This is a genomic window from Actinoplanes sp. NPDC049599 (assembly GCF_044465625.1).
Lineage (GTDB): Bacteria > Actinomycetota > Actinomycetes > Mycobacteriales > Micromonosporaceae > Actinoplanes.
Window position 1 is genome coordinate 557,111 of the sequence record NZ_JBITLX010000001.1, and the last position, 12,301, is coordinate 569,411.

The following is a 12,301-nucleotide window of genomic DNA, read 5'->3' on the forward strand; positions in this document are numbered from 1 at the left end:
GTGCCGCGTGCCGCGTGCCGCGTGCCGCGTGCCGCGTGCCGCGTGCCGCGTGCCGCGTGCCGCGTGCCGCGTGCCGCGTGCCGCGTGCCGCGTGCCGCGTGCCGCTGGATCTTGTCGCGCTGCGGTTCGCTCTCCGAATCTTTTGCGTGGTTGGTGTATCGGGCGATGGCAATAGCCCGCCGGAGTGACGTGGGCCGCGCGCCGACCGCCGCCGACGCGCAAGATTTCGTTCTTGTTGATGTGGTGTGAGCTCCGAACCTCTCGACTTTCGCCATGTGGCGGAGCCCTTAAGCGCCTTGACTTTCGGCGTCCGCGGAGGTCGGGCAGCGTCTCGAAGTTCTCGCCGAGGATTTCGAGACCTCGGGTCGACCGGCGCGATGCAAGATTCACTTCAAGGGCCGGCTGAGCTGAGCGTCCTTCTTGGGGTAACGACGACAGCCCGCAACCAGCTCTCGGGCACCCGCAGTGGCCGACGATGTCTGACATCACCCATATGGCGCTCGCACCGAGGGGCAGCAGCCGACCGCCTCACAGATCTTGGAAAGCAGGGGCGGTCGACTTTCACCATTCAGTGCCGTCGCAGCCTCAGCGGCAGCTTTCCCGCAGATCTTGATGAGCTAGAACGTTTTAGCCGCACCCCACCGTTACAAGGTCCACTACTCGTGCCCCTTTCCTCCTGAAATGAACCCCTCAACCTCCACTACCACCATTCCGCATACCGGACGAACCCGGCAACGGGCTGGATCACCGGGGGACCGTGATCCAGAAATGGCGAAAGTCGAGCGAACCTTAAGTCCACAAGATCGACAATCCACTGCTCGCTTCGTGACTTTTATGCTCTTTGTTCCGTTAGGAGTTCCGTGATGTGAGAGTCCTGCTCAATATGTGGGCCGGTGCTGTGGGTTCGGCGGTGGGCTGGCCTCCGGCAATGCTTGGCGCGGCCGTTTCGGCGCGGCAGAAGCGTGTCGCCCGCCCGGGGGATGGCGATCGATCATCACACCAGCCATGCAAAAGACTCCTCCGCGCCCTAGCGCGACAAGATCCAGCCGGGCGAGACGGGGTGTGGCGGGTGCGGGTTGGCCAGGCCAGGTGAGGTAGAGCGCTGGGCGGCGGGGCGCGGCGGGCGTGGCTGGGCGTTGCGTGTGGGGCCGCTCGGCCGAGGTCGCGCCGGCTCTGCTCGGTGGCGGTACTGCCGATCACCTGGGAGTTGGTGGGGCGCTGCAGGTTGGTGGAAAGCAGCGGTGTGAGTTTGTGAGCGCCTTGCTAGGTGCTCCGGCGGATGATGTGACGCCGTGGCCGGCTCCGCACCCCAGCGCGACAAGCCCACCCTGCAACCAGCGCAACCAAGACGAAAAATGCAACCACCCTGCGTTCGGCGGGAGCGACGGTCAGCACCATGCAACCAGGCACGACAAGGAAGTCACCAACAGCGAACTCACAGCCACCGTTGGATGAATCCACACCTACCCGATGTTCCATCAGACGTGGGCCCGAGCGGCCCCATCGCTGAAGGAGTACATCGTGCACAGCCATCACAACGGTCTCAAGACGGCCGCTCTGCTGGGCTTGCTCACCGCCATGATTCTCGCCGCCGGTTACTGGCTCGGCGGCAGCGGCGGGCTGGTCTTTGCCGTCGTTCTCTCGCTGGCGCTCAATGCCGGCAGTTACTTCTTCTCCGACAAGATCGCCCTGCGGTCCATGCGGGCCCGCCCGGTCTCCGAGGCCGAGTTTCCCGCGCTGTACCAGATCGTGCGTGAGCTGGCGACCGAGGCCGGGCAGCCGATGCCGCGTCTTTACGTCAGCCCGGCCCTGCAGCCGAACGCCTTCGCGACCGGCCGCAACCCGGAGCACGCCGCCGTCGCGGTCACCGTCGGGATCACCCGGTTGCTGGATCGGCGGGAGCTTCGCGGTGTCATCGGGCATGAGCTTTCGCACGTCTACAACCGCGACATTCTGATCTCCAGTGTTGCCGCCGCGCTGGCCGGCATCATCACGATGGTCGCCCAGCTGGCGATCTTCCTGCCGCTGGGTGGGTCGGATGATGAGGACGGGCCGAATCCCGCTTCGTTGCTGCTCATGCTGATTCTCGGTCCGCTGGCCGCGTCGGTGATCCAGCTGGCGATCAGCCGGAACCGGGAGTTCCAGGCCGATGCCTCCGGTGCGAGGCTGACCCGGGATCCGCTGGCGCTGGCCAGTGCGCTGGAGAAGATCCAGTACGGCGCGCAGCGGCTGCCGCTGCCGGCCGACGGCCAACTTGCCGGCTCGGCGCATCTGATGATCGCCAACCCGTTGCGGTCCGGTGGGCTCGCGGCGCTCTTCTCGACGCACCCGCCGATGGCCGAGCGGGTGAAGCGGCTGCACCAGCTGGCCGCGGTCACCGGCACCGGGCCGGTGCAGTTCCAGCGCTGAGTTCACCCCGTCTCCTCCGGGAGGCGGGGTGACGTCTGTGACATGGGCTCTATTTCGCGTGTGTTACGCGCCGGTTGACGGTTACGTTGGGCGCCCCGGCACCGCAGGAGGTGGACCCCGATGACCGCACTGCGTCAGTACCTTGGCGTGTGGCAGATGCCGGGTGGCCGGGTCCTCCTGATCGTCGGCATTCTCGCCCGGCTGGGCATCGGCATGACCCCGCTCGCCCTGCTGCTGCTGGTCCAGCAGAGCACCGGCCGGTATGCGGCCGCGGGCCTCGCCGGCGGCCTGTACGCGCTGGCCGGCGCCGCGATCAGCCCCGTTGCCGGGCGGCTCGCCGACCGGATCGGCCCGTCGCCCGTGCTGTGGGCCACCGCGGTGCTGCACCCGCTGGCGCTCGTCGGCCTGTTGCTGGTGAGCCGGGGTGGCGAGGCCGCGCTGCCGGGCATCTTCGTGGCGTCCGCGCTCGCCGGTGCGACCTATCCGCCGCTGACCGCCGCGATCCGCCGGGCCTGGACCGAGGCCACCGCCGTGGGCAGCGGCCGGCACGGGCTGCGGGAGGCCGCGATGGCCGCCGAGACCTCGCTGTTCGAGCTGGTCTTCGTGCTGGGGCCGATGCTGGTCGCGGCCCTCATCGTGATCATCGGGGATCCGGCGGCCGCGCTGGTCGCCTCGGCCGTGGCGACGTTCTTCGGCACGTTGTGGATCGCGTCGCTGCCGATCATGCGGCACTGGGTGCGGCACGTGGACGCCGTCACCACCCGTGGGCTGGGCCCGCTGAAGGTGGGCGGCTTCCCGGCCCTGCTGGTCTGCGTCGCCGCGCTCGGCATCGGCTTCGGTGCCGCCGGCGTCATCGTGCCGGCCTATGCCGGGCAGCACGGTGGCGGCGACGGCCTCGGTGGTGTTCTGCTCGGGGTCTGGGGTGTGGGCAGCGCGATCGGTGGCATCTGGTTCGGCACCCGGCGGCCCGCGATGGCGCTGCACCGGCAGTTCGCCTGGCTGCTCAGCGCTGTCGCGGCGAGCTTCCTGGTGCTGGCCGTCATGCCGAATCCGCTGGCGCTGGGCATCGCCCTGGTCGTCGGCGGCGCCACCATCGCGCCGGCGCTGACGGTGGAGACCAACCTGGTCGGGCGGATCGCCCCGGCGGGGATGCTGAACGAGGCGTACACCTGGATCGTGACCGTGTCCGTCGCGGGCAGCGCCGCCGGTGGTGCGGTGGCCGGGGTCATTGTGGACCAGCCCGGCGGGTTGCCGTGGGCGTTCGTGTTCGCGGCGGTGGTGCTGGGCCTGGCCTCGACGGTGGCCGCGGTGCCGTCCGGGCCGATGGCCCGGGCCGACCGCCGGGCGGCGGAACGCCTGCAGCAGGCCATGGCCACGGTGCACTGAGCGCGAGGCGGGGTCGGACGGCCGACACGTCCGGGTCTGGAGCGGATCGGGTGGCTGGATTAGCCTGATCCCATGCCCAAGGACGTGGTGCCGCGCCCCGATGCCGAGACGCTGCGCGCGGCCGACGCCGACCGGCACCAGATCGCCGACCGGATCAAGGCGGCTCTCGACGAGGGCCGCCTCTCGCTGAGCGAATACGACGACCGGGTGCGCCAGGCGTACGCGGCCCGCACCTACGCCGAGCTGCTGGTGCTGGTGGCCGACCTGCCCAAGCCGGGGCTGAGCGCCGCCGAGGTCACCGCCCGCCGCGAGGCCGAGGCCCGCCGCGCCGCCCGCAAGATGCCGTTGGCCCTGATGGTCCTCTGGACGGTGTGGGGCTCGCTGATGGCCGTCAACCTGATGGTCTGGTTCCTGGTCTCGGTCACCGTCGCGGGTGACGTCTATCCGTGGCCGATCTGGCTGCTCGTGCCCGGTGCCGCGCTCGGCGCCGCCACGGTCGGCGTGCAGGTGATCCGGGGGCAGCAGCGCCGGCGCTGACTGTGGCGCAGTTCATGCACCGAGTGCAAGTTGCACCAAGTGCAACCGGCGTACGGTCGAGACGTGGTGCTGCTGTCCAGCCCGGTCCGGGCCCGTAAGAAGCGCGAGACCTGGCGTCTTGTGCACGCCGCCGCGCTGCGGTTGATGACCGAGCGGGGCTTCGACGCCGTGTCGGTCGACGACATCGTGGCCGCCGCCGGCATCTCCCGGCGCACCTTCTTCAACTATTTCGCGGGCAAGGAGGCGGTGGTCTTCGACCCCGACCCCGACGATCCCGCGCTCTGGGCCGCCCTGCTGGCCGAACGCCCGGCCGGCGAGCCGCTCTGGGTGTCGCTGCGGGAGGTGCTGCTCGGCTACACCGCGGCCGCCGCCGACCGGATGGTGCTGCAACGCCGGGTCCGGCTGGCCTCACCCGAGCTGGCGGGCTGCTCCCGTGAGCTGGCCGACCAGTTCTGGGAGGCGGTGCGGGAGTGGGCCGCCGACCGGGCCGACCTCGACGAGCTGCGGCTCGACCTGACCATCAACGCCGCCCGTACGGTGCTGAACACCTCCTGCCCGCACTGGGCCGCCGAGTCCGGCGTCGCCGGCCTGCACGAGCTGATCCGCACCGGCTTCGCCTTCGTCACGCCATCATCTCCGGAACGGATCACCTCATGAGTCGCGTACCCCTGTCCGTGCTCGACCTCGCCACCGTGCGCGAGGGACACGACAGCGCCGACGCCCTGCGCGGGACGACCGAGATCGCCCAGGCCGCCGACGACCTCGGCTACTCCCGCTTCTGGGTCGCCGAGCACCACAACATGCCGGCTGTCGCGTCCACCTCGCCGCCGGTGCTGATCGCCCACCTCGCCGCGAACACCCGGCGGATCCGGGTCGGCTCCGGCGGCGTCATGCTGCCCAACCACATGCCGTTCGTGGTGGCCGAGCAGTTCGCGCTGCTGGAGGCCCTGCACCCGAACCGGATCGACCTCGGCATCGGCCGCGCGCCGGGCACCGACCAGGCCACCGCGACCGCGCTGCGCGGGGTGTCGCCGCACCTGACCGTCGAGCAGTTCCCCGACCATCTCGGCATGGTGCTGGCCCTGCTCGGTGACGACCGGGTCGCGGCCGACCGGATCGAGCGGCTGCGGGCGACGCCGGCGCCGCGGACCTACCCCGAGGTGTGGATGCTGGGCTCGTCGACGTACGGGGCCCAGGTGGCGGCGGCGCTGGGGTTGCCGTTCTGCTACGCGTACCACTTCGCGATGAGTTCCGATGTGGACACCGCGGCGCGGATCTACCGGTCCGGGTTCCAGCCGTCCCCGCGCTTCCCCGAGCCGCACCTGATGGTCAGCGCCTCGGTGATCGCCGCCGAGACGCACGAGGAGGCACAGTTCCTGGCCGGCCCGAGCCGGATCATGGCGCTGAGCCTGCGCACCGGCCGGCTCGGCCCGATCGTCTCGCCCGAGCAGGCGGCCACCCGCGAGCTGTCCGATCTGGACCGCAGCCTGCTGGGCCAGCTCCCCGGCACCCAGTACGCGGGCACCGCCGACGAGGTGGCGGAGAACCTGGACCAGCTGGTCGAGCGCACCGGCGCCAACGAGCTGATCCTGGCCGGCACGGTGTACGACCCGGCCGCCCGGCGCGACTCGCTGGCCCGGATCGCGAAGGCCTGGGGCCTGCCGAATTAGGATGCGCCGCCGGCCGGCACCGCCGAGGATGACGGGATGGCCTGGCGCATCACGGAAGACGTCGAGGAGTTCCTGGCCGGTGCGGGCGATTTCCTGCGCGCCCGGCCGGTCGAGCACACGCTGCTGCTGACGATCGCGGACACGGTACGGCTCCGCGGCCCGCACACGTACGGCGCCGGCACCCCGGTCTTCGGCTGGTGCGACGACGGCGTCTTCGTCCGCACGCCGCCGCGCGGTGCCGTGCTCTCCGGGATGCCCGCGGACGCCGCCACGGCCCTGGCCGGCAGCCTCGCCGACACCGACCTGCCGAGCGTCGGCGGCCCGGAACCCGCCACGGAGGCCTTCGCCGCCGAGTGGCACCGGCTCACCGGCGCCACCCCGCGGGTCGCCGACCGCCAGCGGCTGTACCGGCTGGCCGAGCTGACCCCGGCGGAGCCACCGCCGCCGGGCGCCGGACGGGTCGCCGGGCCCGCGGACCGCGACCTGCTCGTGGACTGGATGACCACCTTCCAGCGGGACCTGGGTGACCAGCCGCACCGCACCGCGGAGGGCATCGACGACACGCTGTCGTACGGGGGTCTGCTGCTGTGGGAGGACGCCGGGCGGCCGGTCTCGATGGCCGGGGTCACCCGCCCGCTGGACGGGATGGTCCGGGTGACCGCGGTCTACACCCCGCGCGAGCACCGTGCCCGGGGCTACGGGGGCGCGGCCACGGCGGCGGTCACCCGGGCGGCGCTGGACGCGGGCGCCACCGACGTGGTCCTCTTCACGGATCGCAGCAACCCGACCAGCAACGCCCTGTACCAGCGTCTCGGCTACACCCCGATCGAGGACCGTCGCACCGTGGAGTTCGCCGCATGAGCACAGCCACCGTCCTGCAGGTCAACCTGGCCGTCCCGGAGCTGAGCAACGCCAAGAGGGTGGGCCGGACCGGCATCAACAAGCAGCCGGTCGACCACCCGGTCGCGGTGCGCGCCCCGGGCCCGAAGCGGACCGGCCTGCACAGCGGCCTGGTCGGCGACCAGATCTTCGACATCGACCACCACGGCGGCGACGACCAGGCGGTCTACGCGTACGCCCGGGAGGACTACGACTGGTGGGAGCGGGAGCTCGGCCGGGAGCTGGCGGGCGGGCTGTTCGGCGAGAACCTGACCACCGCGGGCCTCGATGTCAACGGCGCGATCCTCGGCGAGACCTGGCGCGTCGGCGACGAACTGGTGCTGCAGACCACCTTCGGGCGCATCCCGTGTGCGACGTTCCAGTGGAAGATGGGCGAACCCCGCTGGGTGAAGCGGTTCGGCGCCGAGCGGCGGCCGGGCGCGTACCTGCGGGTGGTGCGGCCCGGCAACGTCCGGGCCGGTGACCGGGTGGAGATCCTGGACCGGCCGGCGCACGGCGTGACGATCGCGGAGAGCTTCCACGCGTGGCTGCACGACGCGGCCCGGCTCCGCGAGTATCTGGAGCTGGACGGCCTGCCGGAGGGCCTGCGCGCCGACATCAACCGCAAGCTCGGCCGCTGACGGAGGCGTGTCAGCAGTCCCGGAAGTCGGCGGCGTGGGCGCGCGCGTGTGCGGCCAGATCGGCGAGGTGCAGGGCAGCGCCCTGGAGGACCTCCGGTACGAGCCGGTAGTACGTGAAGCGCCCGCGTGGCTCGGTCACCACGACGCCGGCCTCGCGCAGCAGCTTGAGGTGACCCGAGACGTTCGGCTGCTTGGCGCCGGTGTCGGCGACCAGGTGGGAGGTGCAGGCCGGGCCGTCGGCCAGCAGCCGGACCAGCTCGGCGCGCAGCGGATCCGCCAGCAGGCGGACGACATCAGGATTCGGTGATATCAGTTCTGCCTGATGTGTCTCGGTGGGCGGGGCGGCCGGCGCCAGCAGCAGGCTGCCCAGCTGGTCGAGCACCTGCTCGCGGATGCGGTAGTAGACCCAGGTGCCGCGCCGCTCGGTGGCGACCAGCCCGGCCTCCCGCAGCACGCGCAGGTGGTGCGAGATCGTCGCGCCGGTGACGTCGAACGCGTCGGTCAGGTCGCAGACGCAGATCTCGCTCGTCGAGGCGATCAGCGAGAGCAGCCGCAGCCGGATCGGGTCGCTGAGCGCCTTGAACATCGGCGCCAGCCGGGCGGCGGGCGCCGGCGCGAGCGCCTGCACCGACAGCGGCGGGCAACAATCCACGGTCATCCGAATAGCTTGACACTCGTCTAAGTCCGAGGCAAGCTGGGACGGTCGGTTCGACAAGAATCGAAATGACATCACGGTTACCCGAGGAGAGACACCGATGAGCGAGAACACGCTGCCGGTAGCGGTGATCGGCGCGGGCCCGGTCGGGCTGGCCGCCGCCGCACACCTGCACGAGCGAGGCCTGCCGTTCGTAGTGCTCGAGGCCGGCACGACCGCCGGTGCGGCCGTCGCGGCCTGGGGCCACGTACGGCTGTTCTCACCCTGGCGCTACAACCTCGACCACGCCGCCCGCCGCCTGCTCGAGGCCGCCGGTGGCTGGACCACTCCCGACCTCGACGTGCTGCCCACCGGCGGCGAGCTCGTTGAGGCGTACCTGCGGCCGCTGGCGAAGCTGCCGCAGCTGGCCGGGCACATCCGCTACGACGCCCGGGTCACCGCGATCGGCCGGGTCGGGGTCGACCGGGTCAAGACCGCAGGCCGGGAGCACGCCCCCTTCGTGGTGCGCCTGCACACCGGCGAGGACGTGCTGGCGTCCGCGGTCATCGACGCCTCCGGCACCTGGCACACCCCGAACGTCCTGGGCGCCAACGGCCTGCCCGCGCACGGCGAGCACACCGCGGCCGCCCGGATCGGATCAGCGCTGCCTGATGTCCTCGGCGCCGACCGGGACGCGTACGCCGGCAAGCACACCGTGGTCGTCGGCGCCGGGCACTCCGCCGCGAACACCCTGCTGTCGCTGGCCGAGCTGGCCGAACAGGAGCCGGGGACCACGATCACCTGGGCCACCCGCGGCGGCAGCATCGACCGGGCGATCGGTGGCGGCGACGCCGACGCGCTGCCCGGCCGCGGCGCCCTGGGCAGCGGCCTCAAGCTGCTCGTCGACTCCGGCCGGATCACGCTGGTCACCGGCTTCGCGGTCACCGCGGTCCGGGACACCGGCAGCCGCGTCGAGCTGAGCGCCGGCGACGGCCGTACCCTGTCCGCCGACCGGGTGGTCGCCGCGACCGGCTTCCGGCCCGACCACGGCATCGCGGAGGAACTGCGGCTCGACCTGGATCCGGCGCTCGGCTGCACCCGGGCCCTGGCGCCGCTGATCGACCCGAACGAGCACTCCTGCGGCACGGTGCGCCCGCACGGCATCGACGAGCTGACCCAGCCGGAGCCGGGCTACTACGCCGTCGGCATGAAGTCCTACGGCCGGGCGCCGACGTTCCTGCTGGCCACCGGCTACGAGCAGGTCCGCTCGATCGCGGCGGCGCTGGCCGGCGACTGGGCCGCCGCCCGCGACGTGCGGCTCGACCTGCCGGAGACGGGCGTCTGCTCGACGACGCTGGGCTACGAGGCGATGCTCAACGACGCCGCGGCCCGGCACGGCCTGGCCCCCGAGATCCCGGCCCGGTTCGTCGCCGCGACTGTCCGGCACCGGGCCACCGAGGGCACGGTCGCCGCCGCGGCCCGCGCGGCCGCCGCCGAACTCGGGATCGACGAGAAGGTGGCCCTGAGCCTGGCCGCCCTCGCCGCCGACGAGCTCGACACCGCCGCCGGCGACCGGCTCAACCTCGTCACCGTGCCGGCCGCGGGCGGCTGCTGCGGGTGACGTCCCAGGTCCCGCCGGTCCCCGCCGACCTCATCGGCGAGGACCGGCACCCCGGCCGGGGGCGGCGACTGATCGCGGGCCTGGCCGTCACCCAGACCATCGCGTACGGCACGCTCTACTACGCGTTCGCGGTGCTGCTCACCCCGCTCGCCGCCGACCTGCACACCTCGACGACCACGGTCACCGGCGCGTTCACCGCGAGCGTGCTGACCGGTGCGCTGCTGGCCGTACCGATCGGCCGATGGCTGGACCGGCACGGCGGCCGGGTCCTGATGACCGCGGGTTCCCTGGCCGGGGCGCTGCTGCTGGTCGCCCTGGCCAACGTCACCACCGTGACCCAGCTGTACGTGGTGCAGATCGGCATCGGCGCCGCGGCCTCGGCCAGCCTCTACGAGGCCGCGTTCGCCGTCGTCATCGCGTTCTTCACCGCGGACCGGCGGGCGGGCGCGGTGCTCGCGATCACCGTCGTCGCGGGCTTCGCCAGCAGCATCTTCCTGCCGCTGACCGGCTGGCTGGTCGACGCGTACGGGTGGCGCGAGGCGGTGCTCGTGCTGGCCGCGGTGCAGGCGGTCACGGTTCCGGTGCACGCGATCCTGGTGCGCCGGCCCGCGTACCGGATCACGCCCGCACCGCGGCCCGGCCGCGGCGCCGGAGCGGTCCGGACGGTCCTGGCCGACGGTGGTTTCTGGCTGCTCGCGGTGGGCTTCACCGCGCACACCGCCGCGGTCAGCACGCTCAGCGTGCACCTGATCGCCGCCCTGATCTCCTGGGGACAGCCACCCACCTTCGCGGCCGGCATCGCCGGGCTGCTCGGCGTGCTGTCGGTCACGGGCCGCCTGCTGAGCACGGGCCTGCAACGCCGCTTCCGCACGACCAGGGTCACGGCGGCGGTGTTCGCGGTCCAGGCGGTCGCGGCCCTGCTGCTGCCGGTCATCGGCGCCCGCACGGCGGGCGCGATCGGCGCGGTCATCGGCCTCGGCATCGGTTTCGGCGTGGCGACGATCGCGAAGCCGGTCATTCTGGCGGAGCGCTACACCACCCTCCGGTACGCGACGATCGCGGGCGTCCTGGTGGTGCCGATGACCCTGGCGAAGGCGACGGCACCGTTGGCGGCGGCCGGGTTGCACGCGTCCACCGGCAGCTACACACCGGTCCTGGTGGCGGTGGCGGTGTGCTGCGGGCTGGGCGCCACCGCGATCGCCACGGCGCCCGTCACTAGGTCGCTTGTGGATTGAGGCTCTGCTCCTGGGCCGCCCGCATCGCCTTGCTGCCTCGTGCCAGGAAGAACAGCCCGATGCCGACGAGGCACGCCGTGGCGAGACTCCACGGATCACCGAGCACGAGCCGGACGACCCCGTACCCGAGGAGCGCGACCAGCGTCCCGAGCACGACGCGCCGGACCCACCCGGTCGTCCGGTGCGCCGAGGCCAGCGACGACCGCGCCACCGACCGGTCGTCCAGCGTGCGGCGGATCCGCAGCGTGGCGACGACGAGGACGATGGCGGCGATCTGCAGCACCGTGCCGCCGACCGCCAGCGGCAGCCCGGCGAGCTCACCGGCCGCCAGCAGCGTGCCGCCACCGACGGTGAAGAACATGGTCAGCACCACCACCAGCACCAGGGCCACGGTCATGCGCCGGCCGGCGCGCCGCATGAGCGCGGGATCAGGTACGCGGACACGGTCAGTCATGGGATCTCCTACCGCCGGGCCGACGGTCACGCCGTGCGAACGTGCCAGTTGGTGGTGTTGTCGCCGGTCAGGCTGCCGTCGGCGATGACGTCGTTGGTCGAGCGTGGCCAGTGCCCGCCGGGGAAGCCGTCGTTGTTCTCGACCCGCTGCAACAGGTCCTTGTACTGGCTGGAGATCGCGGTGAGGTAGGTGATGGCCGCGGTGACAACGGCGGTGATGATGCCGAGCACCTTCAACGTGGACGCACCGGCCCCGGCCGCCGCGGGCGGCGCACCGACCCCGGTGGAAGCGGCGGCGCCCCACCCGGTGAGCTCGATGATGTACGGCACGATCGCCGCCAGCACCCCGAGCCAGAACGCGATGATGCCGCCGGCCACCTTGGTGAGGGCGTCGTCGATGTCGGCGGTCGCGGCCACGATCGCCGCCAGCGCCTTGCCCTGGTCCGGCAGGGTGCCCAGGTACGCGGTGGCAGCAGGCCCCTGCCACCGCTCGTCGATGTCGGTCTGGCCGGTGGTGGCCTGCGAGATCAGATCACTGACGGGATTGCCCACGTCCTTGACCCAGTCGGTGCCGTGGTTCCACAGCGTCCAGGGCACACCCGGCCGGGTGAAGAACTTGCCGATCTCCGAGAGCACCTTCTTGACCAGCTCGACAAACCGGTTGAGCAGATCCTCCACGTCATCCCAGAGCGGCCCGAGCCACTGACCGACCCGGTTGCAGGCATCCACGATGGAGTTGGTCAGCTCAACAACCTTGTCCATGCCCTCGTCGACCCGGCGCAGCGCATCATTGAACTCGCCCTCCGACAGCGGCAGCGCGACTCCCATATCCGTCC

Annotated in this window: 13 protein-coding genes and 1 pseudogene; 10 read left to right on the forward strand and 4 right to left on the reverse strand. The window is 71.9% G+C overall.

Annotated features, from left to right (window positions below; all coding sequences use genetic code 11):
* From ACIBQZ_RS02605 to ACIBQZ_RS02640, 8 genes are all read left to right on the forward strand, one after another.
* Nucleotides 1-249, forward strand: a 249-nt coding sequence (locus ACIBQZ_RS02605; RefSeq protein ID WP_396086682.1) for a hypothetical protein, incomplete at its 5' end; no start/stop codon positions are given.
* Nucleotides 250-1,470: 1,221 nt separating this feature from the next.
* Nucleotides 1,471-2,409, forward strand: coding sequence for a zinc metalloprotease HtpX (htpX, locus tag ACIBQZ_RS02610; protein ID WP_396086683.1), 939 nt, complete (start codon nt 1,471-1,473; stop codon nt 2,407-2,409).
* Between the two features lie 120 nt (nt 2,410-2,529).
* A complete protein-coding gene (locus ACIBQZ_RS02615; protein ID WP_396086684.1) occupies nt 2,530-3,795 on the forward strand; it encodes an MFS transporter in 1,266 nt (421 codons plus the stop codon).
* Nucleotides 3,796-3,867: 72 nt separating this feature from the next.
* Nucleotides 3,868-4,332 (forward strand): DUF1707 domain-containing protein, encoded by a 465-nt coding sequence (locus tag ACIBQZ_RS02620; protein ID WP_396086685.1) that lies wholly within the window; start codon nt 3,868-3,870, stop codon nt 4,330-4,332.
* 63 nt (nt 4,333-4,395) lie between these two features.
* A complete protein-coding gene (locus ACIBQZ_RS02625) occupies nt 4,396-4,989 on the forward strand; it encodes a TetR family transcriptional regulator (protein WP_396086686.1) in 594 nt (197 codons plus the stop codon).
* Nucleotides 4,986-6,002 (forward strand): LLM class flavin-dependent oxidoreductase, encoded by a 1,017-nt coding sequence (locus ACIBQZ_RS02630; protein WP_396086687.1) that lies wholly within the window; start codon nt 4,986-4,988, stop codon nt 6,000-6,002. The genes ACIBQZ_RS02625 and ACIBQZ_RS02630 overlap by 4 nt, the downstream gene beginning before the upstream one ends.
* 36 nt (nt 6,003-6,038) lie before the next feature.
* A complete protein-coding gene (locus ACIBQZ_RS02635; protein ID WP_396086688.1) occupies nt 6,039-6,863 on the forward strand; it encodes a GNAT family N-acetyltransferase in 825 nt (274 codons plus the stop codon).
* On the forward strand, nt 6,860-7,522 hold the full coding sequence (locus ACIBQZ_RS02640) for an MOSC domain-containing protein (RefSeq protein ID WP_396086689.1): 663 nt from the start codon (nt 6,860-6,862) through the stop codon (nt 7,520-7,522). The genes ACIBQZ_RS02635 and ACIBQZ_RS02640 overlap by 4 nt, the downstream gene beginning before the upstream one ends.
* A gap of 10 nt (nt 7,523-7,532) precedes the next feature.
* Here ACIBQZ_RS02640 and ACIBQZ_RS02645 read toward each other — a convergent pair whose 3' ends face one another.
* Together ACIBQZ_RS02645 and ACIBQZ_RS02650 are read right to left on the reverse strand one after the other, a co-directional pair.
* Nucleotides 7,533-7,904, reverse strand: coding sequence for an ArsR/SmtB family transcription factor (locus ACIBQZ_RS02645; RefSeq protein WP_396086800.1), 372 nt, complete (start codon nt 7,902-7,904; stop codon nt 7,533-7,535).
* A pseudogene (locus ACIBQZ_RS02650) lies at nt 7,878-8,180 on the reverse strand (ArsR/SmtB family transcription factor); the annotation flags it as partial. The pseudogene ACIBQZ_RS02650 and the gene ACIBQZ_RS02645, both read right to left, overlap by 27 nt.
* A gap of 97 nt (nt 8,181-8,277) precedes the next feature.
* Between ACIBQZ_RS02650 and ACIBQZ_RS02655 the strand changes: the two are divergent.
* Both ACIBQZ_RS02655 and ACIBQZ_RS02660 read left to right on the forward strand, forming a co-directional pair.
* Nucleotides 8,278-9,777, forward strand: a complete 1,500-nt coding sequence (locus tag ACIBQZ_RS02655) for an FAD-dependent oxidoreductase (protein ID WP_396086690.1) — start codon at nt 8,278-8,280, stop codon at nt 9,775-9,777.
* Nucleotides 9,774-11,012, forward strand: a complete 1,239-nt coding sequence (locus ACIBQZ_RS02660) for an MFS transporter (protein ID WP_396086691.1) — start codon at nt 9,774-9,776, stop codon at nt 11,010-11,012. Before ACIBQZ_RS02655 ends, ACIBQZ_RS02660 begins: the two co-directional genes overlap by 4 nt.
* Here the strand turns inward: ACIBQZ_RS02660 and ACIBQZ_RS02665 are convergent.
* Together ACIBQZ_RS02665 and ACIBQZ_RS02670 are read right to left on the reverse strand one after the other, a co-directional pair.
* A complete protein-coding gene (locus ACIBQZ_RS02665) occupies nt 10,993-11,466 on the reverse strand; it encodes a hypothetical protein (RefSeq protein WP_396086692.1) in 474 nt (157 codons plus the stop codon). The two genes, ACIBQZ_RS02660 and ACIBQZ_RS02665, sit on opposite strands and share 20 nt — an antisense overlap.
* A 26-nt stretch (nt 11,467-11,492) precedes the next feature.
* Nucleotides 11,493-12,293 (reverse strand): hypothetical protein, encoded by an 801-nt coding sequence (locus tag ACIBQZ_RS02670; RefSeq protein ID WP_396086693.1) that lies wholly within the window; start codon nt 12,291-12,293, stop codon nt 11,493-11,495.
* Nucleotides 12,294-12,301 lie beyond the last annotated feature (8 nt).

Coding starts and splice junctions, on each gene's coding strand:
- htpX (WP_396086683.1), top strand. CDS start 1,471: ATGTTCCATCAGACGTGGGCCCGAGCGGCCCCATCGCTGAAGGAGTAC.
- ACIBQZ_RS02615 (WP_396086684.1), top strand. CDS start 2,530: ATGACCGCACTGCGTCAGTACCTTGGCGTGTGGCAGATGCCGGGTGGC.
- ACIBQZ_RS02620 (WP_396086685.1), top strand. CDS start 3,868: ATGCCCAAGGACGTGGTGCCGCGCCCCGATGCCGAGACGCTGCGCGCG.
- ACIBQZ_RS02630 (WP_396086687.1), top strand. CDS start 4,986: ATGAGTCGCGTACCCCTGTCCGTGCTCGACCTCGCCACCGTGCGCGAG.
- ACIBQZ_RS02635 (WP_396086688.1), top strand. CDS start 6,039: ATGGCCTGGCGCATCACGGAAGACGTCGAGGAGTTCCTGGCCGGTGCG.
- ACIBQZ_RS02640 (WP_396086689.1), top strand. CDS start 6,860: ATGAGCACAGCCACCGTCCTGCAGGTCAACCTGGCCGTCCCGGAGCTG.
- ACIBQZ_RS02655 (WP_396086690.1), top strand. CDS start 8,278: ATGAGCGAGAACACGCTGCCGGTAGCGGTGATCGGCGCGGGCCCGGTC.
- ACIBQZ_RS02665 (WP_396086692.1), bottom strand. CDS start 11,466: ATGACTGACCGTGTCCGCGTACCTGATCCCGCGCTCATGCGGCGCGCC.
- ACIBQZ_RS02670 (WP_396086693.1), bottom strand. CDS start 12,293: ATGGGAGTCGCGCTGCCGCTGTCGGAGGGCGAGTTCAATGATGCGCTG.